Annotated in this window: 18 protein-coding genes; 12 read left to right on the top strand and 6 right to left on the bottom strand. The window is 38.6% G+C overall.

What is annotated here, in order from left to right; genetic code table 11:
* Positions 1-183: 183 nt before the first annotated feature.
* Positions 184-654, bottom strand: a complete 471-nt coding sequence (locus FJR05_RS08475; RefSeq protein WP_168643688.1) for a DUF4079 domain-containing protein — start codon at positions 652-654, stop codon at positions 184-186.
* Positions 655-789: 135 nt separating this feature from the next.
* Here FJR05_RS08475 and FJR05_RS08470 point away from each other — a divergent pair, with 135 nt between their 5' ends.
* Positions 790-2,073, top strand: a complete 1,284-nt coding sequence (locus FJR05_RS08470) for an ankyrin repeat domain-containing protein (protein ID WP_168643687.1) — start codon at positions 790-792, stop codon at positions 2,071-2,073.
* Positions 2,074-2,137: 64 nt separating this feature from the next.
* On the opposite strand, the gene queD is transcribed toward FJR05_RS08470, so the two are convergent.
* Together queD and FJR05_RS08460 are read right to left on the bottom strand one after the other, a co-directional pair.
* Positions 2,138-2,569, bottom strand: a complete 432-nt coding sequence (gene queD / locus FJR05_RS08465; RefSeq protein WP_168643686.1) for a 6-carboxytetrahydropterin synthase QueD — start codon at positions 2,567-2,569, stop codon at positions 2,138-2,140.
* A complete protein-coding gene (locus FJR05_RS08460) occupies positions 2,566-3,192 on the bottom strand; it encodes a 7-carboxy-7-deazaguanine synthase QueE (RefSeq protein ID WP_168643685.1) in 627 nt (208 codons plus the stop codon). The genes queD and FJR05_RS08460 overlap by 4 nt, the downstream gene beginning before the upstream one ends.
* Positions 3,193-3,860: 668 nt before the next feature.
* Here FJR05_RS08460 and FJR05_RS08455 point away from each other — a divergent pair.
* From FJR05_RS08455 to FJR05_RS08445, 3 genes are all read left to right on the top strand, one after another.
* Positions 3,861-4,220 carry a VOC family protein gene (locus FJR05_RS08455; protein WP_168643684.1) on the top strand — a complete coding sequence of 120 codons (360 nt, stop codon included), beginning with the start codon at positions 3,861-3,863 and terminating at the stop codon, positions 4,218-4,220.
* Between the two features lie 60 nt (positions 4,221-4,280).
* A complete protein-coding gene (gene lysS, locus FJR05_RS08450; protein ID WP_168643683.1) occupies positions 4,281-5,867 on the top strand; it encodes a lysine--tRNA ligase in 1,587 nt (528 codons plus the stop codon).
* A gap of 394 nt (positions 5,868-6,261) precedes the next feature.
* Complete coding sequence (locus FJR05_RS08445) at positions 6,262-7,224, top strand: amino acid ABC transporter substrate-binding protein (protein WP_174783630.1); 963 nt, start codon at positions 6,262-6,264, stop codon at positions 7,222-7,224.
* Between the two features lie 126 nt (positions 7,225-7,350).
* Here FJR05_RS08445 and FJR05_RS08440 read toward each other — a convergent pair whose 3' ends face one another.
* Positions 7,351-7,497, bottom strand: coding sequence for a hypothetical protein (locus FJR05_RS08440; RefSeq protein ID WP_168643682.1), 147 nt, complete (start codon positions 7,495-7,497; stop codon positions 7,351-7,353).
* 18 nt (positions 7,498-7,515) lie between these two features.
* Positions 7,516-7,761, bottom strand: coding sequence for an exodeoxyribonuclease VII small subunit (gene xseB / locus FJR05_RS08435; RefSeq protein WP_168643681.1), 246 nt, complete (start codon positions 7,759-7,761; stop codon positions 7,516-7,518).
* A 22-nt stretch (positions 7,762-7,783) separates the two neighbouring features.
* Between xseB and FJR05_RS08430 the strand changes: the two genes are divergently transcribed.
* Positions 7,784-8,803, top strand: coding sequence for a VOC family protein (locus tag FJR05_RS08430; RefSeq protein ID WP_168643680.1), 1,020 nt, complete (start codon positions 7,784-7,786; stop codon positions 8,801-8,803).
* Positions 8,804-8,926: 123 nt separating this feature from the next.
* On the opposite strand, the gene FJR05_RS08425 is transcribed toward FJR05_RS08430, so the two are convergent.
* The gene (locus FJR05_RS08425; RefSeq protein ID WP_168643679.1) at positions 8,927-9,886 is read right to left on the bottom strand and encodes a M48 family metallopeptidase; all 960 of its coding nucleotides are present in this window, start codon (positions 9,884-9,886) and stop codon (positions 8,927-8,929) included.
* Positions 9,887-9,988: 102 nt separating this feature from the next.
* Between FJR05_RS08425 and FJR05_RS08420 the strand changes: the two genes are divergently transcribed.
* The 7 genes from FJR05_RS08420 to FJR05_RS27225 all read left to right on the top strand — a co-directional run bounded on the left by FJR05_RS08420 (position 9,989) and on the right by FJR05_RS27225 (position 26,692).
* Positions 9,989-11,533, top strand: coding sequence for an ATP-dependent DNA helicase (locus FJR05_RS08420; protein ID WP_168643678.1), 1,545 nt, complete (start codon positions 9,989-9,991; stop codon positions 11,531-11,533).
* A 67-nt stretch (positions 11,534-11,600) separates the two neighbouring features.
* Positions 11,601-11,819 (top strand): DUF2839 domain-containing protein, encoded by a 219-nt coding sequence (locus tag FJR05_RS08415; RefSeq protein ID WP_053540404.1) that lies wholly within the window; start codon positions 11,601-11,603, stop codon positions 11,817-11,819.
* A 138-nt stretch (positions 11,820-11,957) separates the two neighbouring features.
* Positions 11,958-12,704: a creatininase family protein gene (locus FJR05_RS08410; protein ID WP_168643677.1), complete on the top strand. Its 747-nt coding sequence runs from the start codon at positions 11,958-11,960 to the stop codon at positions 12,702-12,704.
* A 114-nt stretch (positions 12,705-12,818) separates the two neighbouring features.
* Entirely contained in the window at positions 12,819-13,934 is a 1,116-nt protein-coding gene (locus FJR05_RS08405) for a DUF262 domain-containing protein (protein WP_168643676.1), read from the top strand.
* Positions 13,935-13,936: 2 nt separating this feature from the next.
* On the top strand, positions 13,937-15,277 hold the full coding sequence (locus FJR05_RS08400) for a DUF3696 domain-containing protein (RefSeq protein WP_168643675.1): 1,341 nt from the start codon (positions 13,937-13,939) through the stop codon (positions 15,275-15,277).
* A 3-nt stretch (positions 15,278-15,280) separates the two neighbouring features.
* Positions 15,281-16,135, top strand: a complete 855-nt coding sequence (locus FJR05_RS26890) for a hypothetical protein (protein ID WP_217385553.1) — start codon at positions 15,281-15,283, stop codon at positions 16,133-16,135.
* 459 nt (positions 16,136-16,594) lie between these two features.
* The gene (locus tag FJR05_RS27225; protein WP_254446858.1) at positions 16,595-26,692 is read left to right on the top strand and encodes a phytase; all 10,098 of its coding nucleotides are present in this window, start codon (positions 16,595-16,597) and stop codon (positions 26,690-26,692) included.
* Position 26,693 lies beyond the last annotated feature (1 nt).

Genomic DNA, 26,693 nt, shown 5'->3' with positions numbered 1-26,693 from the left:
GATGTTTTAGAAGTCGCTACTACACAAACAAAGTCCACCTACGTGGACTAATGAGAAATAAAAGGTTTCCAACCCACGCAGGTGGGTTTCGTCTGTATAGCCGCGACTTCTAGTCGCCAGGGTTGGTTATATAACAACTAACAACTGGGCGCAGGCCCTGCGCCCCTACTGATAATTGACAATCTAAGCTTTCGTGAGGATTCTTTGGATAATTTCGACACCAGAGAGGGCTTGCCAGATGAAAAGCCCCAAAATAGCAAAATTTAACAATATATGAGTTATCCGCGCCCAATTTGCGCCTTTTTGCATGAAAGGAGACAGAGAAGCGGAAAAAGCTATTAAACCTGTCATCCCTAATCCGGCTAATAGATGGGGTCCGACAAACAACTTACCATTATTAATGTAGGTGACAGCCATACCACCGATTGAACCTGCCACCATTAAAGCTAACATAATAGAACCAATTTGGTGATGTTTGACGGTATAACGCCCTTTAATTAGTTCTTTCTTTTCTTCTCCCTGAGCATTTCTGGTACGCTGTACTTGTAATCCTAAATACGCGGCATACAAGGAAAGTGCTAATAGTACCCACATAGTAACTGGGTGAGCGAAGTTCAACCAGAATCTGATTGTTGGAGTTAGTTCAAAAACCATATTTTTTACTTCCGATTATTAAATCTTCATAAAACTTAGCATACATTGATTTTTCTTACGGAGAAATTTTTCCATCTTGCCAAAGTGTAATCTGGAGTTGGAATCAGTCACATCTACTCAAACAGGATCTAACCAATGATAGAAAATCAAGATACTTCGTTGTTGAAGGCTGTGAAAACTGGGGATATACAGGGAGTATTTACGCTGCTGTCCAATGGTGCTAGGGTGGATGTCAGCGATATGAATGGGACTACAGCATTGATGTTTGCGGCGAATTTAGGTTATACAGAAATTGTGCGATCGCTCTTGGATGCTGGTGCTAACATTAACTTAACCAGAAAAACCTATAATTTAACAGCCTTAATGCTGGCTGCTAGTGCTAATCAAATAGATGTTGTCAAATTGCTAGTCTCTCAAGGAGCAAATGTCAATGCTACCAACGATGATGGTAGTACCGCATTAATGATAGCAGCACTGAAAGGTCATCTTAAGGTTGTGCAAATTTTACTAGCTGCTGGTGCTGACATCAACATTACCGACAAAGATAATGATAGCGCGTTTAAACTAGCCATAAAACACAAACATCCAACAGTTGTTAAAGCTTTATCACATCATAGCAATATTGTCAATAGCCAAAATCCAGAGGGTGATACAGGATTAATCATTGCCGCAGATTTAGGATATTTAGAAATAGTCCAAGCGTTGTTATCATCTGGTGCTGATGTTAACATCAAAAACGTTGATCATGGAACAGCATTATTAGCAGCCACAGCAACGGGAAATACTGCTATTATCACCGCTTTATTAGATGCCGATGCGGAAATTAATCATCAAGATAAAGAAGGTGAAACAGCCTTACATCTTGCCGTTGTCGAAGAATATATAGATGTAGTCAAAATATTAATCCAACGAGGTGCAGATGTGCAAATTAGAAACCATCTGGGAGATACACCCTTACTAATAGCTGCATTCCAGGGATATAGCCACATAGTAGCAGTTTTACTAGCCGCAGGAGCAGATATGGAAAAGAAAAACTTTGGCGAAGTTGCGCTCACCTTAGCAGTATCCCAAGGACATTTCCCAACTGTCAAACTATTACTTGATTATGGAGCAGATATTAATAAATTAGCGGATGATGGTAAAACCGCTTTAGTCAAAGCCATAGCTGCAAACCATCCCGAAATATGCCAATTATTACTAGAAAAAGGGGCAAATGTGAACTTACAAAACCCTGCTGGTGCAACTGCTTTAATGTTAGCTGTAGCAGAAGGTTATAGTCAAGCAGTGGCAATGCTACTACAAGCTGGGGCAGATGCCAATTTAAAAAATCAAGGGGGTTATACAGCCTTAATGATTGCCGAATTTAATAATTATCGTGGTATTTGTAATATGTTAAAACAAGCTGGAGCGCAGGAGTGATAGACGTTGAATTATTTAAATATGAATTATTTTCACGCACAGGTAAGAGTTTTCAAAATTAAATTCAGTGAAGTAAATTTATACTTTCACCAGAATTTAACCAGCCAGATATACGATTTTTAGAATACAAACAAATAGAAGTACAAGTTTCATCAATTCTGACTGCTGTTAACCCTGCTAATCCTGCTTGTTCTAATTTATCATAAATCCAAGCAGCGATCGCCTCACTCGTTGGTGACTCTAAACCCAGAGATTCATTCAAATAATAGTGATCTAAATAATTCTCCAGCAAGGGTTGGAGATATTTTTTAATTTCTGAATAATCCATAACCATACCCTGTTTAGCACCTTCTGTTACTAATCTATCACCAGCTACATAAACAACTCCACGCCAACTATGTCCATGCAGCCGGGAACATTTACCATCATGGTAAGGCAATTTATGTGCTGCTTCAAAGCGGAATTCCTTAGCTAGTAGCCACTGCTGATTAGTCATTGTACCCCGATATACTTGTGTGTTTGTAAAGATAGTCTATAGTCAGGTTTTTGTTGTAATATCTGCAAAATCAGCGGTAGTGATTTCGACGAACTATTCCACTCAGGTTGTAAGTAGACAAGCAAATTAGGGTGAGTAGATAGATATTTTTCATAAAAATCAATTTCTCTCCCAGTTTCTATGATTATTTTAACTTCATTAGCCCGACTCCAAAACTGACTTTGCACTGGGTATTTAGCGTTAAGATGTTCCTTAGGAGATAGAGTAATCCAAGCTGCGGGAGAAACTTCTTGCCAAAAAGAGCCTGATGTTTCAATGCTAACCCACTTACCTGCGACTAACAAAGCTTGTACTAATTCCGGTAAATGCTTATGAATAAATGGTTCTCCACCAGTTATTACCACTCTGGGAGACTTTATTTCCGCTAAAAGTTCAGCAATAGGACGTTCTGTTCGGGGTAAATTTGCTTTTGGGTCAGCATAACCCGTATCACACCAAGGACAAGCAACAGGACAACCAGATAAGCGAATAAAGTCTACTAAGCAACCAGTCCAGTATCCTTCTCCCTGAACTGTACTTTGAAAAGTTTCATGAATTGGTAGCTTGATATCTAAAAACGACATTTTTTAAATCCATAACCTCTCTGACTACCAGCTTGCCATAGAAAAAGTAAAAATCTGTAGGACTTACGTAAGAGTTGTAGGGTGCGTCAGACTGCGTAAATCCTGCAAATAAACAGATTTTTGATATCTGACGTGGTTGGTGAGCTTGTCGAACCACACCTTACCAATGTGCCAATTGCGTAAGTCCTGCTCTTTTTATTGTATGGGAGTTTTATGTAAAATTGATGCTTGATTTAACTATAAATTACTGGATTTAAGAATAATTAAGCAGATAATTTTTTATAAAAATCAACGATTTACAAATTATTAAAAAAGAGAAACATCAAGATGAAATTCTTACACGACAAGGGTAGAAAGAAGTAAATTTATCTTTCACCGTTACCTTGTTTCTGCCTTGATGTTTCCTACTGTGCTAGATTTGAACAATATACATTTTTTTATTTGAAAGGGAAGTATTAGAATTATCAATTTTTATGTAATAAAAACTACGGGGATGATACATGAATCTATCTGAGGTGTGGTTTTCTGAGCATTTGTGGTACTTTGGAGTAATCATGAAGAAAAAATTAATTTTTTTACTTAAATGATTTTAATCAGGATACCAGCCTTCTAAATTAAGTCATATTTTTACAAATAAAACTGTGCTATATTTCTAACAAAACAAAAAAATGCAAATTATACAGAGTCTTCATACTGCTGTTCTAGTGACTGATTTAGAACGGGCTGAATATTTTTATAGTCAGGTATTAGGACTAAAAAAAGTAGAACGCCCTCTCAAATATCCCGGTATCTGGTATCAAATCGGTAATTATCAACTTCATCTGATAGTTGCGCCCACTGTACCAACCGATAAGCAACAGGAAAAATGGGGGCAAAATCCTCACATTGCTTTTGCTGTGGTTGATTTACAGGTAGCGAAAGATGAGTTAATCGCTAAAAATTATCCTTTTCAGGCTAGTGCTTCTGGTCGCGCGGCGATTTTTATTAAAGATCCAGATCGCAATATTATTGAACTTAGTCAACAATGAGAATATTCTCCATGACAAAAGCTAAAATGGATAGATTGTGAAAAAATAAATAGATAGCAAATGTTTTGGGCTGATAAAATTGCTGCTGATGCAGTAGGCTACCAGGTAGTTAATGATTCTAAGACTCCATCAGGACGGGTCCACGTTGGGTCTTTGCGGGGTGTGGTTATCCATGATGTGATTTACCGGGCATTGAAACACGCAGGTAAGCCTGTCAAGTTCTTGTATGGTGTGGATGACTATGACGCACTGGATACAGTTCCAAAATACTTAGATCAGGAAAAATTTTCTCCTTATTTGGGTTTTCCTCTGTGTAATGTACCTTCCCCTGGTGATGAGGCTAGTGATTATGCTAAATATTTCATTGGGGAATTTTTTGAAGTTTTTGAGTATTTAGGAATTAAACCAGAAACTTATTTTCTCCGCGATTTATATCGTTCTGGAAAACTTAATTCCTATATTGACACTTTCTTAAAAAATGCCCATTTGGTGAGAGAAGCTTATAAGGAAGTAAGCAAAGCTGACCGTCCAAGTAATTGGTATCCTTTTCAAGTTATTTGTGAAAATTGCGGTAAGATTGCCACAACTGTCACGACAGATTATAACGGTTCAGAAGTATTTTACACCTGCAAACCTGATGCAACTGACTATACAAAAGGTTGTGGACATTCTGGTTGGGTTTCTCCTTTTAATGGTAATGGTAAATTACCTTGGAAAGTTGAATGGGTAGCTAAGTGGGATGTGTTGGGTGTAACTATTGAAATGGCTGGGAAAGATCACTCTCAAAAAGGTGGTTCTCGTGATGTTGCTAATGCTATTAGTCGCAAGGTTTTACAAAAGCAACCTCCTTTCCATTCTCCCTATGAATTTATTCTGGTGAATGGAACAAAAATGAGTTCTTCTAAGGGTGTGGGTTCGAGTGCTGAAGAAATTGCGGCTTTACTTCCACCGGAATTATTGCGCTTTTTAATGTTGCGGACTCAGCCAAGAACTGTAATTAATTTTGCGCCAAATTATGAAACTACTACTCGTTTATTTAGAGATTACGATACTTTAATTAACAAGTATTCTAAATCTCCTGAATTAACGGAGGAATTAATGCCGTTATTGTACGCGCAGCTAGGGGATGAAGTTAAAACTTTCCAACCTTTTGATTTTAGTACGTTGATTTCTCTGTTGCAAGTTCCGCGTTTAAATATTCAGGATGAGGTTGCCCAACGTAGTCCACAGCCTTTAACTGAGTATGATCAAGAAATTATTAATCAAAGAATCGCTGCTGCACAATTGTGGTTACAAGATTATGCAGATGAGGAAGAAAAGTTAGTTTTGTATTTGGAACAAGTTCCTGATAAAGCTAATGATTTGAACGCTGAACAGGTTGCTTATTTGCAAAAGTTGATGGAGAATTTGCAAGATATTCCTAATTGGGAAGCTGAGGAATTACAAACTATCATTTTCTCGACTACTAAGGAGTTAGGGATTCAACAACCAATTGCTTTTAAGGCTTTGTATCTATCTTTCTTGAATAAAGAAAAGGGTCCAAAAGCCGGCGGTTTGTTGTCTTATTTGGAGAAGTCTTTTGTGCTTTCGAGGTTGCAGGATGTTGTAGCTTTGAATGCGGGTAAGGAAAAGATCGAAGTTTCTTAATTCCTTGTTCCCTGTCTCTGACAGGGAAAACTCATCTAATTTGGTTATATACTTGACATCTGCAACAAAATAAGCATAAGAGATTGCGTAGAAACAACCCACTTTCCGCCTGACTTGTCAGTTCCCATGAGATAAACTAGAGGAATGTAAAGGAGTGCGATCGCTCAACTCTAAATAAATACTAAAATGTTAAGAACTATACAATCCCAAATTAATGTGAATCTGTATAAAATAAGATTTCAATAATAAGTGACCGCAGATAAATACGGATAAATTAATTGGTTTCATGATTTTGTACAGGGTCTAATGTGAAGAATCATTTCTAGAACTGTTAACTTGATCATTAATAGAGATAATTTATTCATTTTGATTCTATGGATTCCCAAAGATTAATATGTTTGTAAGTACCAAAATAAATCTCTCCCATTTACCTGCTTTCACTAAGTCGAAGATATATAAAAATATTGCCCCTGTGATCTTCGGTTTGATATTATCAGGATTAATGCCCGGTGTTGCTGGAGCAGAAACAGTGATGGAAAAGGTAGCACGGACAGGAGTATTAACTGCTGGTACGAGTAGGGATGCTTTACCATTTGCCTACGCTGACAGTCAAGGAAAGTTGACTGGTTATTCTGTGGATATGCTAACTTTAATCCGACAGCAATTAGAAAAAGAATTAGGCAAAAAAATTACACTTAAATTAGTTGCAGTTAACCCAGCAGAAAGGATTCCCAAAATTATTAACCGCCAAGTTGATATTGTCTGTGATGCCAGTAGTTTTACTTGGGAACGAGATAAAAAAGTTGATTTTTCCATTAGTTATGGTGTCACAGGGACACAAATCTTAATTAAAAAGGCAACTGATTTAGGTTCACCAGAATCCCTCATTAATAAGCGTGTGGGTGTATTAGCTGGAACTACAAACGAACAAGCAATCAAGCGAATACAACCTCAAGCAAAGCTTGTATATTTGAAGACTAGACCAGAAGGATTTGCGGCTTTGGAACAGGGTAAAATAGACGCTTTTGCATCCGACAGCATTCTTTTAGAGGGATGGTTACAAACAGCAAAAAATAAAGATAGTTTTGCGATTGTACCTCCTCGTCCCTATTCACGAGAAGGAATTGCTTGCATGGTTCCTGAGAATAACTCTAAATTCCTCAATTCAGTGAATTATTCCCTCGTCAAGTTTATGCAAGGATTTGTCAACAATAACCCCAAATACGTGGCAATTTTTGACCGTTGGTTTGGTTCTCAAGGTGCTATATATCTAAATCAGGATTTACGTGATTTAGAAGTGGAAACTATGCAATTGATGATCGAGTTTCACGAACCGATTCCCCAAAAAGATTTGTAGGATGTAGTTATTAATTAACAAATAGTCTCACGAATTATATTAATTTTACGTGAGACTGCACAAAATTATAAAATCCATTAATTCATCCCTTTTTATCTGTGTTTATCCGCGTTTATCTGCGTTCAATTATTCTATGATAGGATATTGACTAGATTCTAATCTGCCTTTAATTCGTAAATAGGGAACTTTGCCAATAGATAAATGAAGATCAGAACATTCCTGGGTTTGTGATTGAGTCAGTAAATCCTCTAAACTGAAAACTTTTAATTCCATGATTAATATTATCCCCAACTAAGAACCACTATCATCATCTTGCAAAGTTTCAATCAACAAATTTACCTGCTGTTGTCGCTGCTGTAAAAAACGGTCACATTCTTGTAAATGCTCAACCGCAGTTGCAAATTCCGTAAAGACATCGGCTAATTCTAATTCACCACTCTCAATGCGAGTAATAATAGTTTCAATTTCTGCTATCTTAGCTTCATAACTTCCTCCATTTGCGGACATGGATTTAACCGAATTATTCCTTTTTACCATAAATTTTCCACCTAAATAAATTATGAATTCAACAATTAGCAGTATCTATGAAATCTGTATTGGTGTCACAGATGCTATTTCTGCAATTCAATATTGGCAACAATTTGGTTATCGGATTGGAGAAATAGGAGAATTAACCCCAACTATAGCTTATCAACTATATCGGGTAAATTCACCTTTACAGACTATTCGACTTTATCATCAAAATGCAGATCATGGATTAATTCGGTTAATGATTTGGCAAAATCCTACATCTACAGGGTTAGGTGTAAGTTCCATGAAAAGCAAAGGTAATCGTTGGGCTACTACCTTAACTGCTGATATATTAGGTATTTTAAATCATGCGGAAGCAGCAAAATCAATTGGTGAAAACATTCTTTACACTCAAACTCACTGGGAAGTAATTTATAACAAAGATCAAAAAAATCTTCCTTTTGTAGAACCGTTGGTGGGGGTAAGAGAAATGCTATTACTTCAACCATTCAGCCGACAAGTTTTATTTCAACGTTTTGGTTATGATGTTCCTAATTATGGACAGATTAATGATTATGCACCTTTAAAAACTAGTCAGTTTACTCATGTGGGTATAGTTGTCCAAGATGATAGTAAAGAAATTCTCAAATTCTATGAAGAAGTTTTAGGTTTATTGCGTGTTCGTGATGATGTAGAAACAAGTTATGAATCATCTTTAGCAGGAAGAGAATTTTTTGATCTGAACCCAGGAGAAAAATTTATCGTTACAGCTTTTGATGATCCTTGTTCGTCTGCAACTGATTTTATGGCAGCGCGAAGTGGGAGACTTTATATTATTCGTTTTCCAGAAAATATGAATTTGCCATCATGTTTTACAGATTCCCAACCAGGATGTTTAGGAATGTGTCTTTATACTTACAGAGTCCGGGAAATAGAGATTTATTGGCAACGAGTTCGAGAAAGTGCCGCTCAACAAATTACGGAAATTATGATTAATGAGTTTGCAGAAAAGAGTTTTTCTTTTGTTGCTCCTGATGGTTATTTTTGGAATATAGTGGAAAGTAAATAAATAGGGTTTGGTATGTATTTTTCACTTTAAGATCAGGGTGCGTTACGCTGTCGCTATAGCAATACAATTGAGGGCGGGGAAACCCCGCCCCTACAGGTTTTACAATTTGCTGATTGTATTTCACTAATCAGATTTTCTCATTTTGTTAATTTCTGTTTGTAATTTTTCAATTTCTTTTCTGAGTTTTTCGGCTTCATGATCTGGTGTTTCTGGTGTAACATTTACTGAACCGTCAGCAGTACGTTGATAATTACCTTTTTTGATTTGTTGATATTCTTCTGATACTGCCCAACTGCGTAAATAATGCAATCTTTCTACGGGGAAAGGATGACTCAGCATCATTCCTTGTGCGCCATTGTATAAGAGAAATTTATATACTTGATTTAACCCATCATCATCTAGTGCTTGATATTTTTCTGACTGCTGAATAAATTCTTGTAAACTACATTCATGGGCATATTTATGACTACCTCCAGAGAGTTTCATCATAGATGACATGACTGGGTTTAAATCATCCATGACTAATAAAGCCGCTCTATCTGCGGATAGTTCAGCTTTGCGTCGCCACTCAAAAAAGGCATAAATCAAGCCTTGACTGACAATATTACCTAAACCGAAGGTTAATTCGCCAATGGCTTCAGCGGCATTCATCGCCCATATCGCCATTTGAATTAAAATAGTATGACCACATTTAATATGTCCCAGTTCATGAGCTAAGACTGTCCGTAGTTCGGTTTCATTGAGTAAATCTAGTAACCCAGTGTTGACGACGATATAAGGATGTTCTTGTCCTAAAGCATAACTATTAACTTGGGCGTTTTGAGCGATAAACAAGCCCGGTTCGCCGCTGATGTCCAAATCTCGGACACATTCCCGGAATATCTGGTAAATAGTAGAATATTGGCGGGGTCCGACTTGAATGGAGTTACCCATTAAGTAGACAAGCTGGGGTCGTTCATAAACAAATTCTACGAATTTACGGGCGATTAAATCAAAGCCGGGTAAACTGCGTAAAGCTTGTTCTGCTTGACTATCTAATGGATGTCTGAAGGCTTCGCTGGAAATTCCTGGATAAGTTGGCATAATTTAGGAGTATGGGTGATTGGTCATTGGTGATTGGTAAAGATAAAACAACGAACAACTGACAACTGACAACAAAAAAACTTGTTATGGAATTAAAAGCGCGTGATTGAGGCTGAAGTTCATTTATCATTACATAACTTCTTGCGATCGCAAGCAGGTTTCCCTTCCTGGCCGCATCATTTGACTATGGCTAGGTTGGTGGCACGTGCTTTGCGATTAGGACGTAGTGCTTTAATCCAAGTAGGTGCAGTTTGTGGACATCAAGGACGATATCGCACCAGTTTTATCGCTTCTGCTTTAATGTGGCACGGTTCTGTAATTATTGTCGCTTCGGAAACTGTCCAGCAACGGTTGTTAAAGGTAGAAATTCCCCGACTCCAACAATGGCTACCAGCGAATAAACCCATTAGAACCGGCGACTTTTGGCCAAGTCCTGATTTTCAGGGTTTACTGTTGACTTCTCCTGAAGCTTGGTTAAGGGGACAATTTGCTGATAATAATCCATTTCCGGCGAATATTCCCACAATTATTGATGGCGTTGACGATTTAGAAGATTGGGTACGTTCTCAGCTTACTCAAAGCATTGAAACCCATGATTGGGATCAATTAATGCTGGCTTATCCTTATGAAGCGGATTTAATTCGGGAAGTGAGGGTAGAACTAACATATAAATTATTTCAGCACCCCGAAAATCCCTATCACTGTTATCTGATTTCTCAGCCAGAAATTGATATTTTACAAGATTTATATTTAGCTTTAGATAAAAATCATCTTCCCGATGCTTGGCGAAAATTTTGGCAGCAATTCCCCCATTTTGAAGATTCTTCTGCCCCTACCTTATTTTGGGCGACAATTTCTCGTCGTCAAGGATTATTTTCCCTACATTATGCTCCCCTGGAATTAGATAAAATCCTCGCTCCAATTTGGCAACGTCAACCTGTAGTATTAATTGGTAGCGCTTTAGAACCGGAAACAGAAGCACCTCTTTTCCGTCAACGCTTAGGTTTAGAAGATGTTACTTGCTTGAAATTTGCTGCCGATAGTCAAGGAGAAGCAATTCAACTTTATGTTCCCTATAAGTTACCTTTACCAAATACACCGGAATTTCAACCAGCTTTAATTCATCAAGTTCGCACCTTGGTATGTTTGAGTGCAACCGCACCAGGAATGACAGTAATATTAATTGGAGATGTACCCCTAAAAGCCAGAGTGGGAGCGATTTTGGCTTCGGAATTTGGTTCACGGGTACAGGTGGAAAAAACTTGTTTAGATGAAAATGGGATTTTGATTACTGGTTGGGAATTTTGGCGAGAAAATCAAAGTGTTTTACCATCACCCCGATTGTTAATTATTGCAACTTTACCTTTACCATCCTTGGAAAATCCCTTGGTAGCTGGTAGAGTAGCTCATTATAAGCGATCGCACCAGGACTGGTTTCGGCTATACTTACTGCCCACAGCCATGAATGAATTACAAAGAGCGATCGCACCCGTCCGCGAAAATCAAGGTATAGTAGCATTACTCGACAGTCGTGTCGTTAACCGCAGCTACGGTGTACAAATCCTTTCCTCCCTTAGTCCCCTAGCCCGTTTGAACTATCTTGATCCTAGTCTGTTTTCTGCTAATAATGAAGATGATTCTGGTTAATTAATTTCCCTGCCGAATTTCTATTAGAATTTAAAATAAACTCAAAAACAAACTAAATTATCGAATTATGGGTGAAGCAAAACGCCGTAAAAACTCACTCGGAGAAGACTACGGACAAGACACTACAAAAATATTACCTTGGGTTCCCATCACAAAAACCCAAGCCTCACAATTTGTCGCTATCACCACTCGTGGTGCATGGATTGGTATTGGATCTATGGTAGTTGCCTGGATAATCATCCGCTTTATCGGTCCCGCTTTCGGTTGGTGGGAAATTGTTGGGTAATTGGTAATTGGTAATTGGTAATTGGTGATTGGTGATTGGTTGATTTTCTTTCTCTTCCTTCCTTCTTTTGTTCTCCTCCTTCTTTCTTTCTCCTGACTCCTGACTCCTGACTCCTGACTCCTGACTCCTCTAAAAAAAATGCTCTTACATTTAAGCACTTGGCCGGAAGTTGAAACTTATCTACAAAAATCTCAAGGAATTATTTTACCCATTGGTTCAACAGAACAACATGGACCAACAGGATTAATTGGGACTGATGCGATTTGTGCAGAATCCATATCCAAAGGTGTTGGTGAAGCAACCCAAGCAATGGTAGCGCCAACAATTAATGTCGGTATGGCATTACATCATACAGCCTTTCCCGGCACAATTAGTTTACGTCCCAGCACCTTAATTTTAGTAGTAAAAGATTATTTAACCTGTTTAGTCAAAGCTGGGTTTACCAAATTCTATTTTATTAATGGACATGGGGGAAATATCGCTACCCTCAAAGCAGCTTTTTCCGAAACTTACGCTCATTTAGAAGATTTACAAATTCCCAATTCCGCCAAAGTGCAATGTCAAATTGGTAATTGGTTTATGGGTAGTTCAGTGTACAAACTTGCCAAAGAATTGTATGGTGATCAAGAAGGTTCTCATGCTACGCCTAGCGAAGTAGCTGTTACTCAATATATTTATCCAGAAGCAATTAAAAAAGCATATCTTTCTCCAGAAGTTGCTGGTGGACATAAAATTTATAGTTCCGTTGATTTTCGTTCTCGTTATCCAGATGGTCGCATGGGTTCAAATCCAGATTTAGCGACTCCAGAACACGGTAAACAGTTTTATGATTTGTCTGTGGAAGAATTGAGTAAAGGGTATTTGGAGTTTTTGAAGGGGGAATAAATGAAAGTCGCTATCTAATAACTTCGTCATAAGTAGCTATAACCAATTCTATTCTTCTCGAAGATGTCATAATTAAACTGTTAGGCACTTTAGAAAAGAAAAGGAGTAAAAAATATGGATGATCAATTACAAGATAGCGATGTCATTGAGAAAGATGAAGATACTGCTGAAGAGGATAGAGGTGATAGTGGAGGTTTATATCCTTATGATCCAACTAAAGCAGATATTGATATTAGAGAAGAACCGCAAACAGTTTTCGAGTTAATGAGAAAATATGATAATGGTAAATTGATTATTGATCCTGATTTTCAACGTAATCTAGTTTGGAAAACAAAGCAAAAAAGTCAATTTATTGAATCCGTTATCCTTAACTTTCCCTTACCGCCTTGGTATGTTAATCAGACTGTAGAAGGTAAGTATATTATTGTTGATGGTTTACAAAGAACATCAACTTTACATGAGTTTGTAAATGATGAATTTAAACTAGAAGGCTTGGAAGCTTTAACTAACTTAAATGGATATAATTTTTCAGAACTAAAAAAACTATCAGGTAATTATGAAGCCAGAATAGAAGATAAAAAACTTAATACATACGTGATAAGACCTTCTGTACCAGCCAAGGTTGTTTATGATATTTTTAATAGAATCAATACTGGTGGTACAAAACTTGAACGTCAAGAAGTTAGAAATTGTATATTTTCAGGAAAATCTACTAAACTTATCAAAGAATTATCAGAAACAGATTATTTCCAAAAAGCTATTGATTATGGAATATCTGCTACAAGAATGAAAGATAGAGAAGTTATTTTGCGCTATTTAGCGTTTAGAATTTTTGATTATGAACAAGATTATCAGAATGATTTAAGTGATTTCGTAGAAAATGCCATGAAAAAGATTAATTTGATGCCAAATGAAGAAATAGATGCTTTAAAAAATGATTTCAAGAGAGTTATGAATTTGACTTTTGAGTTTTTTGGTAATAAAAATTTCCGTTTACCCGCAGGAAAAAGCAGAGGAAGAATAAATATTGCTATTTTTGAATCTGTTTCCCATTTTTTCTCTGTAAATAACAATAAGTTTTTGGAAGATAATAAAAAATCTATTCAAGATAATTTTGACAAATTGCTAGAAAATCCAGAATATATTGATGCAGTAAAATATGCGACAAACAGCAAGAAGAAAGTTATTATCAGATTTAAACTCGCACAAGAAATTTTAGGGAATGTATAGATATGCTAACTCAAATTGAATTAGAAAACTTTAAATGTTTTAAGGAAAGAACAACTTTTCCATTAGGACAATTAACACTACTTACAGGAATAAATGGATGTGGTAAATCAACCTTGCTTCAGTCTTTGCTATTAATGCGACAATCTATTGATCATAATGAAAATACTGATCAAATTTTGTTGAATGGTAGTTGTGTAAGTTTAAATAGTTTTAATGATGTTAGAAATAGAAATAACTCAAGAAATGATAATATAAAATTCAAATATTATATTAATGCTAATTATGCCAATCTTTTGAACTTACGGGGAAATATTGAATACTCTTTAAATGAAAATTTAGATGATGATATGGTAGCGAAAATAGTGGAAATTATTTTTCTTGGTAGAATAAAATTAGATGACGAGTATAAATATCTAGATTATAGTTCATATTATGATGTTGATGCCTCTTTTATATCTAGATATGATGAGTCTTTAAAAGAAAACGTATTTGATTATAATATCTCAAGTTTTGATGAAAATAACTCAGAAGAGAAACTAAAGAGTGATATTTCTATTCTAAATGACTTAACACCTATTAGTCCATTTCCTATTTGGAAAAAACTTCAAGATATAAGTCGAATGTTATTACGTAAATCTTTAAACTTCCATCACATTCATTATATCTCCGCAGACCGTTTAGGACCTCAAGAATATTATTTAAAATCTACCATCAACAAATTTCCTAACGTTGGTGCAAAAGGTGAATTTACAGTTAACTTACTCTATAAAAAAAGAGATGATTTAGTAAATGATAAACTATGTTTAGGTGAAGATGCAAAAACACTAGCTACCCAAACAGAAGAATGGCTGAACGAAATATTTAATGGTGCAAAAGTTGAAGTTCCCAGTTCTGAAAGTAATATACTCGAACTTTTATTTAATACTAGCACATCAAAAGATCGATTTAAACCAGCTAATGTCGGATTTGGATATAGTTACATTTTACCTATTGTTGTTTCAGGTTTGATTGCAAAAGAAGGAGAACTATTAATAGTTGAAAACCCAGAAGCACATTTACACCCAAAAGCACAATCACGACTAGCTAAATTTTTAGCGAAAGTGAGTAGTTGTGGTGTACAAGTTTTTATTGAATCCCATAGTGATCATATTTTAAATGCCTTGCGAATCGCTGTTCTTGATGATATTATTACTCATGAAGAATTAAGTATATTATATTTTCAACAAAATCCAGAACAGCCAGTTGTGCAAATTCCCGTACAACCTAATGGGGGAATTGAAGAATGGCCAGAAGGATTTTTTGACCAAATGGATAAAGATTTTGAAAGACTTTTTGGGATGTAAGAAATGGAAATATTTATTAATGAGGTGTCTCTAGAGGGTCAGTATCTTAACGAAGTAGAATTTCGAGATGCAGTGAAAATGTTCACTGATATTCTTGGGTTAATTAAGGAAAAAATTCAAAAAAAGAAGCTTTACAAAGAAGAAAGTGATAGAATTAAAATTTATGAAGCAATTAGAGATTCTAATTTTCCTGCCAGTCTTAATCAACTTAAAGACATATCTTTGAAAAGAGAGTTTATAAACATAGTTTTTAATAAATCAAGTCCTCAAGAATGGCGCACTGAAAAACTACATTCTTCAGAAGATTTATTTGATTGTTTAATTAGTGATGATAATTATAAAAATGTTAGTGATACTTCATTAGCTGAAGTTACAGAAAGAAAATTACAAAATCCTGACAGTGAATATTTACTAATTAATTTTCCAAATTCTAGTTTTAGAATGGCGCATCCTGATATCAAAAATATTTGTTTAATTACCATTATTAAAAACAATGATGAAATAAATTTAATATGTTTAGATGCTATAGATAGTAAATTAGCATTGGAATGTTGGTTAGAAGAGAAACTTAATATAAGCAAATTAGAATATTCTTTAGATAGTGGAGAAAAAATAAGAGATGAACAAACAATTTTACGAGATATAACAAGATTTAGAAAAACAGGACTTATATGTCAGGGAAGATCCATTTATATTGAATTTACTACAGGTAGATATTGGTATGTAGATAATTTACATAAGAGTACCCCGCATTTAGAAGTTTTTGATAAAACAGGTAAAAATCATCTTGGAGAAGCTGACTTAAACGGGAATATTAATTATTCTAAAAGCGATTCAGATAAAACTATAGATGTTTGAATGTTAGCAGTTGCGAAAACAGAAACCAAAATCCTCTACATCCTTTAATCCTGTAAATCCTGATTCAGACAATTAATTTGAAAATTATAATCTTGATAAATGAAAACCCTATATATATGGGCGCACACTTTTCCACTAATACCAATAGCATACCCAAAACTCGGAACACTGTCAAGCCCCCTAGCTGAAATCACCAAAACTCGTTGAATTATTGATAAAATTCTCAATAATAATGAGAATAGACACCCTGTAATTGAGAAAGGCCTTTTTTACTCAAGACTAAAATATCCCCGACTTCTCTAAGAAGTCGGGGATATAAACCGTAAGCTTAATCAGCACTTAAATAAATCTGAACTATAGACAATAGTATCTTAACTTTTGACTGATATTCTGGATGCCATTATCTGCAATTTTCTGTAACCAGATTATCTTTGTTTAAGCTAAATCTGTATAAAAAATATGGTACTTACTACAGTCCGCTTTTCCCAATTTAATGCGTCCCTCAATCGCAACGCTGACGGTCAGTTAGTAACTGATTTATCTACCCCTAACAACGCTCAAGCAAAAACAGTTGCGGAAATTATTCAACGCAACAACCCAGATGTATTACTAATTAACGAATTTGACTATTCCCCCGCAGCAGTAAATCTTTTTCGAGAAAAATATCTGCAAATCAGTCAAAATGGTGCGACACCAATTAATTATCCCTACTTTTATATTGCTCCTAGTAATACTGGAATTGCTTCCGGTTTTGACTTAAATAATAATGGTACAACAGTTACAACTCCAGGCACAACCGGATACGGTGATGATGCTTTTGGCTTTGGGAACTTCCCTGGTCAGTTTGGAATGTTGTTGCTTTCTAAATATCCTATTGATACAGCTAACGTCCGCACCTTCCAAAATTTTCTGTGGAAGGATATGCCAGGAAATTTGTTAACAAATGACCCAACTGTAGACAATGCAGGAACTCCAGTCAATGAGAACTTAAACGGTTTTTATTCACCTGAAGAAATTAACGTTCTCCGCTTATCTTCTAAAAGTCATTGGGATGTACCAATTACAGTAAATGGGGAAACAGTTCATGTTCTTGTGAATCACCCCACACCACCTACCTTTGACGGAACTGAAGACCGCAACGGTAAGCGCAATAGTGATGAAATCCGCTTTTGGGCAGATTATATTACCCCAGGTAAAGGCGATTACATCTACGATGATGGCGGTAAAAAGGGTAATCTTGCTGCTGGTTCAAGCTTTGTCATCATGGGTGATCAAAATGCTGATCCTTTAGATGGTGATAGTTATAACAATGCCATTCGTCAACTGTTACTAAATCCCAGTATTAATACAAATGTTATTCCCACCAGTTTAGGCGCTCCTCAACAGGCAACTTCACAAGGTCAGGCAAATAACAATCATAACGGTAATCCAGCTTTCGACACCGCAGACTTTAATGATGCCGCACCAGGAAATCTGAGAACAGACTATGTACTTCCCTCCTCTGACTTACAAATTAGTAAATCAGAAGTGTATTGGCCTAGCAATACAGATGCAAATTTCCCATTAGTAGGAACTTTTAACTCTAGTCTTCCTGGTGGTTTCCCTAGTTCTGACCATCGGTTAGTATTTGCAGATGTGCAAGTTGGTGTAACAGAAGCAGGAAAAACGGCTGTTAGTGCGGGATTTAAAGGACAAACTATTTTCAATACCGGTTTTGTTCCCTCTGGTGCTGCGGGAACAGTAAATGGTCAACAAGTTGCCTTGGGTGGATTGTCCAGTGTAACTTATGATGCGGTGAATAATCTCTATTATGCCATTTCTGACGATCGCTCATCTAATGCCCGTTTTTATACCTTCACTCTTGACCCTGTTACTAATGCGGTAACTTTTACCAACGTTGTCCAACTCAAGGATATTAATGGTAATCCTTTTGCAACTAATAGCTTAGATCCAGAAGGTATTGCTTTAACCAGCAATGGTACAGTTTTAATCTCCTCAGAAGGGGAAGTGAGACCAGATTTAGGTGCAAGTCGCGTCACCAATCCCTTCATTAAAGAGTTTAATCTGACTACAGGACAGGAAATTCGTTCTTTAGCAGTACCTAAGAAATTTAATCCAGTAGTTCAAGATACTAACAACAATAATGTTGTTGATACAGGTGATACCCAAACTTCAGGGGTGCGTAATAACTTAGCATTTGAAAGCTTAACCATTACACCTGACCAAAAAACCCTATTCACTGCGACAGAAAGCGCCCTATTTCAAGATGGTGCAATTTCTACAACTACCACCAGCAGCCGTTCTCGGATTATTCAATACAATTTGGTGACAGGACAACCAGAGAAAGAATATCTGTACATTACTGACCCTATTGCTAAAGCTCCTACAGGTGGAACTGCAGCTGATAATGGTTTGGTAGATTTATTAGCAATTGATAATCGTGGCACTTTATTGGCTCTAGAACGCTCCTTTGCTGTTGGACAAGGAAACACGATCAAAATCTATGAAATCACCCTCCAAGGGGCAACAGATATCAATACAGTTGATTCTTTGAGTAGTCTCTCTGCTGACCAACTAGCGGCAATTCAACCTACTCAAAAACGTCTGTTATTAAATCTTGATTCTCTGAATTTGCCCAATAGTGACGGCAATCATCCCACAGGTACAGATAATATTGAAGGTCTGACTTTTGGTCCCAAATTGGCAGATGGTACACAATCCATTGTTTTGGTGAGTGATAACAACTTCAGCACCACCCAATTTACCCAAATCCTCACCTTGAGTGCAGATTTAGTTCCCACTGCTACTCCCATTCTAGAAACCCGTCCCGCGCTTTTAGATGATGACAGTTTACCATTTAGTCAAAGAGCCGATGCTGATGATCCAGCAATTTATGTTAATGCCACAGATTCTAGCAAGAGTCTAGTTGTAACCAGCGTCAAAAATGGCGGTTTGCGGATTTATGATTTAGCTGGAAACTTGTTGCAGACCATTAATCCTAGTAATCCAGATATTCGTTACAACAACGTTGATTTGCAATATGGATTTACATTAAGTGGACAAAAGATTGATATTGCCGTAGCGAGCGATCGCAATAATGATAAACTAGCAATCTTCAAAATTAACCCCAGCAGTGCTAATGGTAATTATTTAGAAAATATTACCGATAGTAGTAGTGCCGCAATTTTCCAAGGTTTACCCTTTGCACCCAGTTATTCTGCATCTAGCAAAAGTGCCTATGGCTTAGGACTATACCGCAGCCCTGTTACCAACGATTACTATGCCTTTGCCAGCCGTCGTCAAACTGGAGATATAGCTCAACTCAAATTAGTAGACAAAGGCAATGGCACAATAGGTTATGAGCGTGTACGGGAGTTCACCATTCCTTCGTCAACCATAGCAGACGCTACACCGCAAACAGAAGGTATGGTAGCAGACCAAGAAACAGGATTTCTGTACATTGGTCAAGAAGATGTAGGGATTTGGAAATTCAACGCTGAACCCAATGGTGGTTCAACGGGAACATTAATCGAGAAAGTCAAAGCTGAGGGAGGCAAAAACCTCACCAATGATGTTGAAGGCTTAACCATTTATTACGGTAAAAACGGCACAGGCTACCTGTTAGCATCCAGTCAAGGCGATAACACCTTTGCAGTATATACCCGTGAAGGCAACAACGACTTTTTAGGTAGATTTGGAGTTGGGAACAATGGCGGAATTGACAGCGTTCAAGAATCCGACGGTGCGGATGTTATTAATCTGCCCTTGGGTCCCAATTTCCCTTATGGTGTATTTATCACCCAAGACGGTGCAAATGACCCCGCCACCATTGTTGATGATGAGAACATCAGCAGCAACTTTAAATTAGTACCTTGGGAAAATATCGCCAATGCTTTCCCCACACCCCTGCAAATAGACACCACCACCTATAATCCCCGCACTCCTCAACCTAATTCTTTATTGAATGGAGTTGCCAGTGGAGACACTACTCAAACATCCACAGTATTATGGACTCGTAGCCAATTTACTGGTGAAGTTAAATTTGAATATTCCACTAAAGCTGATTTTAGTGTAATTGCTGGTTCAAAAACTGCCACAGTTAGTAATCCTCTCCAACCTGTAAAAGTTGATGTCACAGGACTAACCCCAAATACAGATTACTTCTATCGTGTTATTGATGCCGCAGGGGCAACCAGCATTGGTAAATTTAGCACAGCAGCTACATTAGGTAATAAAACTGGCTTGAAATTCGGTGTTTCTGGAGATTGGCGCGGCGAACTTGCCCCCTATCCAGCCGTTAGCAATGCTGATGATGCTAACCTGAAATTCTTTGTGGAATTGGGTGATACTATCTATGCAGATGCAGCTTCACCCGCAGTCAAAAACCCTGATGGCACAGAGAAAGAACAAGCTATTACTGTAGATGAATATCGTGCCAAACAAGCAGAAGTTTACGGTCAAAGATACGGTAAAAATACCCTGGGTGATTTACGGGCTACTACCTCCATTTTCGCCACCATTGATGACCATGAAGTATATAACGACTTTGGCGGTAAAGTTCCCACAAATTACAATGCTACCCTCACAGGTGATCAAGAACTGCAAAACGTCACCACCGAAGCCACAGGAACAGCTAGTCTAGAAGTATCTCATGCCAACGAATATATAGATTATAGCTTGACGGTTAAGGGCTTAGACTTTGGCACATTCTTAGAAATTGCCCCCCAAACAGCCACAACTGCCGATGATGTCACAGGAATGCACATTCACCGCGCAGCCAGAGGTGCTAATGGTAGCATTGTCTTTGATCCGAAAAAGAATGATCAGGAGTTCAAATCCACTATCAATCAAGATGGTTCTGTCACCTTCACTGGTCGCTGGGATAGTGTTGATGGCTTGACCTCTACCTTACTCAATAGCTTTGAAACCGTTAAATCTGGGGCAGATACTAACCTCTACTTCAACATTCATACCACTACTAATCCAGGTGGTGAAATTCGCGGTCAAATTGTTGCCGATGCAAATCTCACCAATGATAGTGCGGTTTATGAAAACGGTCTGCAAGCCTTCCAAGAATACAACCCCATTAGTGACCAATTCTATGGGGCAACAGGAGACAGCAGCACCGCAGAGGAACGCAAACTCTACCGTTACAACACCTTTGGTAGTGATGCAGCCACCTTCGTTCTTGATGCCCGTTCCTTCCGTGACCCAGGCTTAACAGATGTTGCTAATATTAGTGATGCCACTCAGGTGACAAAATTCCTGACTGATTCCTTTAATCCTAACCGGACAATGTTAGGAAAAGTGCAGTTGGATGACCTCAAACGCGACTTAATCCAAGCGCAAAAAGATGGCATCACCTGGAAGTTTATCATGTTGTCACAGCCTATTCAGAATTTGGGAGTGGCGATCGCTGCCGATAGATATGAAGGCTATGCGGCAGAAAGAACAGAAATTCTCAAATTCATCAACGACAGCAACATCAGTAACGCTGTCTTTGTCACCGCAGACTTTCACGGCACATTAGTCAACAACCTCACCTATCAATTAGCCCCAGGACAAGCACAAATCCCCACCAGGGCTTTTGAAATTATTACCGGTTCTGTGGCTTATGATGCACCTTTTGGACCAACACTAGGTAATCTCTTCCTCACCCCGGAACAGAAGGCAATTTACAATTCTCTGCCTGTGGCTAATGACGGTGACAGCACAGTTAATGATAGAGACGATTTTATCAAACAAGTTGTTAACGGTGGCATCAATGCTTTAGGTTATGACCCCGTTGGCTTGAATAACAATCTAGCTGTAGCTAACGGTTTGATTGATGCCAACTTGTTGCAAGGTGACTATGTTGCTACTCATACCTATGGCTGGACAGAGTTTAACATTGACCAAGCCACGCAAAAGTTGACTGTCACCACCTACGGCATTGACCCTTACACTCGTGAGGAACTAGAAGCAAATCCAGCCGCTATATCTAGTCGTCAGCCGAAAATTGTCAGCCAGTTTGAAGTCAAACCTAATAACTTTGTAGATTTAGAGTTGATTCAAACTGCAAATGTCACAAACGCAGTTATCGGAGACCAAGTCACATTCACCTTAACCCTTTCTAATAAAGGTTCTTTACTGGCTAATGGCATTAAAGTCACAGATTTGTTACCACAACCATTTACTCTCATCTCTGCAACACCGGAACAGGGAACTTACAACAGTCAAACCGGTGTGTGGGATGTGGGAGAAATTGCTGGTAATGTTACCCGCACCCTGAAACTCACAGCCAAAGTGACTCAAAGTGGGGCATTAACCAGTAAAGCCGAAATTACCGCCCAAAATCAACCTGACTTTGATTCTGGTGCTGGTAACAACAACGCCCAAGAAGATGATCAAAGTTCAACTACCCTAAATATTACTTCTCCTATGGTGACACTCAAAGGTTTTGCTTCCTTACCTGCCGATACCTTCGCTGCTGGCCCTGCTTCAGGTGCAGCCGTAACCAACCCCACAAATGGTCGTTCTACACCATTTCCTGGTCAACCAGTGCAAGGTTTCAGTGGTGTCCAATTTGCCCCTAATGGTAATGGTTCTGTATTTTGGTTCTTAGCAGATAACGGTTTTGGTGCAAAAAATAACAGCGCTGATTTCCTCCTCCGGCTTTACCAAGTTGACCCCAATTTTGCTGGCACAGAAAACGGTAATGGTTCTGTAGCAGTTCAAAACTTCATTCAACTCTCTGACCCCAATAAGTTAATCCCCTTTGATATTGTCAATAAAAACACGGTAAACCGCGAACTCACCGGGGCTGACTTTGACGTAGAATCCTTTGTGATTGATGCCAAGGGTGATATTTGGGTCGGTGATGAATTTGGAACTTATCTACTACATTTCAATAGCAAGGGTGTTTTATTAGATGCACCCTTCCCTACCCCTAACCCTGTTAAACTAAATACCCTCAACGGTCAAGCCCCCATCGTCATTGGCCATCGTGGCGCTAGTGGTGAACTGCCAGAACATACAATTGAAGCCTACCGCTTGGCGATTTTACGCGGTGCAGACTTCATCGAACCAGATTTGGTATCTACCAGCGATGGTATCTTAATTGCCCGTCATGAACCTAACCTGATTAATACTACTGATGTTAGTAGTCGTCCCGAATTTGCTAGTCGCAAAACTACAAAAATGGTAGATGGGGTTGCAGAAGAAGGTTTCTTTGCTTCCGACTTTACCTTGGCAGAAATTAAAACTCTGCGGGCTATCATGCCTCAATCTTTCCGAGATCAAGTTTACAATGGTCTTCTGGAAATCCCCACTCTGAGCGAAATCATTGATTTACTCAAAGAAGTGGAAGCACAAACAGGCAAGAAAATCGGTATTTACCCAGAAACCAAGCACCCCACTTTCCACGATAATTTGGGCTTGTCACTGGAAGAAAAACTGATTGACACCCTCAAAACCAAAGGATTTACCGATCCCAAACGGATTTTTATTCAGTCCTTTGAAGTCAGTAATCTCAAGGATTTAAACAATACCATCATGCCGGCTGCTGGTGTGAATCTTCCTTTGGTGCAATTGTTTGATGCCTATGATGTGGCCAATGACGGCACACTGATATACCAAGATGTTTACGCTCGTCCTTATGATTTCACTGTTAAGGGAGATACTCGCACCTATGGAGATCTACAAACGACCGCAGGTTTGAAAGAAATTGCTGCCTATGCTGATGGTATTGGGCCTTGGAAACGGCAGATTATTTCCGTGAAGACGGTAGACAATAACAATGATGGTCAACCTGATGATCTCAATAATGATGGCACAATCAATGATGCGGATAAAGTTACCTTAGCACCCAGCAGCTTAGTTAGTGATGCTCATAAAGAGGGTTTGCTTGTCCATCCTTACACTTTCCGCAACGAAAGCCGTTCTCTGGCTTCAGATTACAATAACAACCCTGAATTAGAGTATCGTCAATTCATTAATTTGGGTGTAGATGGCTACTTTACTGATTTCCCAGGTACAGGAGATTTGGTGCGTGATCAAATTACTGGTAATGAAGTCCGATCGCCCCAAAATCCCACTGTTCTCTCTACTCCTAAATTTGATACACTCACAGGCAAAGCCCCCATCGTCATTGGCCACCGAGGTGCAAGTGGTGAACGTCCAGAACATACCATAGAAGCCTACAAATTAGCGATCGCTCAAGGTGCAGATTTCGTTGAACCCGATTTAGTGGTAACAAAAGATGGTGTCTTAATTGCCCGTCACGAACCCATGTTAGCAGTCGGTGTTCTCAATCCTGACGGCACAATTCAACGGGATGCTAATGGTAAGCCAGTTATCAACACCACCGACACTAGCACCGATGTTTACTTACGTGATAAGTTTGCCGATCGCCTAAAAATCAAAAATTTAGATGGTCGCAATGTCGCCGGTTGGTTTGCTGAAGACTTTACCCTGGCAGAAGTTAAGGAACTGAATGCGATCGAACGTATCCCAGCTTTACGTGGTACTGCTTTTGACAAGGATGGCTTGAAAGTACCCACCCTGAAAGAAGTCATTGATTTGGTGAAACAAGTCGAACTAGAAACAGGACGCAAAATCGGTATTTATCCTGAAACCAAACATCCTACTTTCTTCCAACAGCAAGGTATCAACACTAGCCAAATCTTAGCAGACACCCTCAAAGCTGAGAACTTTACCGACCCATCTCGCATCTTCATTCAATCCTTTGAAGTTGCTAACCTCAAAGCACTAAAAAATACCATCATGCCCACCGCAGGAATTGATATTCCTCTGGTGCAATTGTTTGGTGGTTCAGGTCAACCCTATGACTTTGTAGTTGCTGGTGATACCCGCACCTATACCAATCTTTCCACCCCCGCAGGTTTAGCCGAAATTGCTACCTACGCTAAAGGAATTGGACCAAATAAACAGCGCATCGTTCCCCAGTTGACGGTAGATGCCAATGGTGATGGACAGGCTGATGATTTGAATGGTGATGGACAAATTAGTGATGGAGACCGTGTTTTAGGCACACCCACAACCCTAATCCAAGATGCCCACAAAGCTGGTTTAATCGTCCATCTCTACACTTTAAGAAATGACGAGTTCTTCCTTCCCGATACTTACAAAAACGACCCCGGTGCAGAGTTCCGTAGGTTCATTGATTTGGGTGTAGATGGTTTCTTTACCGACTTCCCCAAAACAGGGCGACAAGTTCTAGTTAATGATTACCTAGCTGGTACAGGCTATGCCAATCCTAACGGGAATTTAAATACTCCTTACTTCAATAATTCCCCGGAATACCTTGCCCCCAATCAACCCTACTACGGCGACCTCGTAACAGCAAACCTCAACCGCTCCCAAGGCTTTGAAGGCATGGCATTTAGCCCTGACCGTCAAACCATCTATCCGATGCTGGAAGGAACTGTTGTCGGCGATCCTGCTGGTTCTGTACGGATTTATAAATTCGATGTAGCCAGCGAAAGCTACCAAGGATTAGTAGGACGTTATCAATTAGCTAGTACCAGCAATGCGATCGGTGATTTCACCCCCATCAATAACAACGAGTTCCTAGTCATTGAACGGGATAATGGTCAAGGTAGTACCGCCCTTTTCAAGAAAATATTCAAAGTTGATTTCAGCAAGATTGATGCTAATGGCTTTGTCTCCAAAGAGGAAGTTGCTAACCTTCTCAATATCCAAGACACCAATGATCTCAATGGTGACGGCAAAACTACCTATGATATGCCCTTCCAAACCATTGAAGATGTGTTGGTATTCGACAGCAAAACCATTTTAGTTGCCAACGATAACAACTATCCCTTCTCTATCGGTCGTCCTCCCGCGATTGACAACAATGAGATGGTGGTATTGGAATTAGACAAACCTCTTGCCCTTGATTCCCGTTTAGGTTTATCTGCGTCTATAGCAGAAGCTACCCAATACATTGCCGGCACAACTGGTAAAGATGATTTGTTTGTCAGTGGTGGCACTGATGGCATCAACGACACCATTTTCACAGGCGCAGGAAATGACACTGTTGATACTGTCTTGGGAGCAATTTCTCCCTTTGCTGGTAACAATATCATTGATACTGGCAGCGGTGATGATAGAATCTTTGTGAATAAAGGCGATCGCGCTTTTGGTAGTGATGGTAATGATACCTTTGATGCCAGAGATGGCCAAGGTGGCAACCGCATATCTGGTGGCATGGGTAATGATACCTTCTTCCTGGGTAGTGGCGATCGGGCATTAGGTGGCGATGGTGACGACAAATTCTATGTTAGTCTTGGTGGTGGCAACCTCCTATCTGGTGGCGCTGGCGCTGATGAATTCAGGATCTTTAATGTTGAAGCACCAAAAGCTGCTAATACTATCCTTGACTTCCAAATTGGTCTTGATAAGATTTATCTAGGCTCTGCTGCATCCAACTTCAACTTAAATCAAGTGGGTGCTGATACGGCAATTAGTTTCAATAATCAAACTCTAGCGACTCTGACTGGGATTCAAGCCAGTAGTTTGAGTTTGACTAACACTAATCAGTTTGTCTTTGCTTAGA

It is taken from the genome of Dolichospermum sp. UHCC 0259 (assembly GCF_009711935.1).
In the GTDB taxonomy this organism is placed as follows: Bacteria; Cyanobacteriota; Cyanobacteriia; order Cyanobacteriales; family Nostocaceae; genus Dolichospermum.
This window is presented reverse-complemented; position numbering and strand designations above follow the sequence as displayed.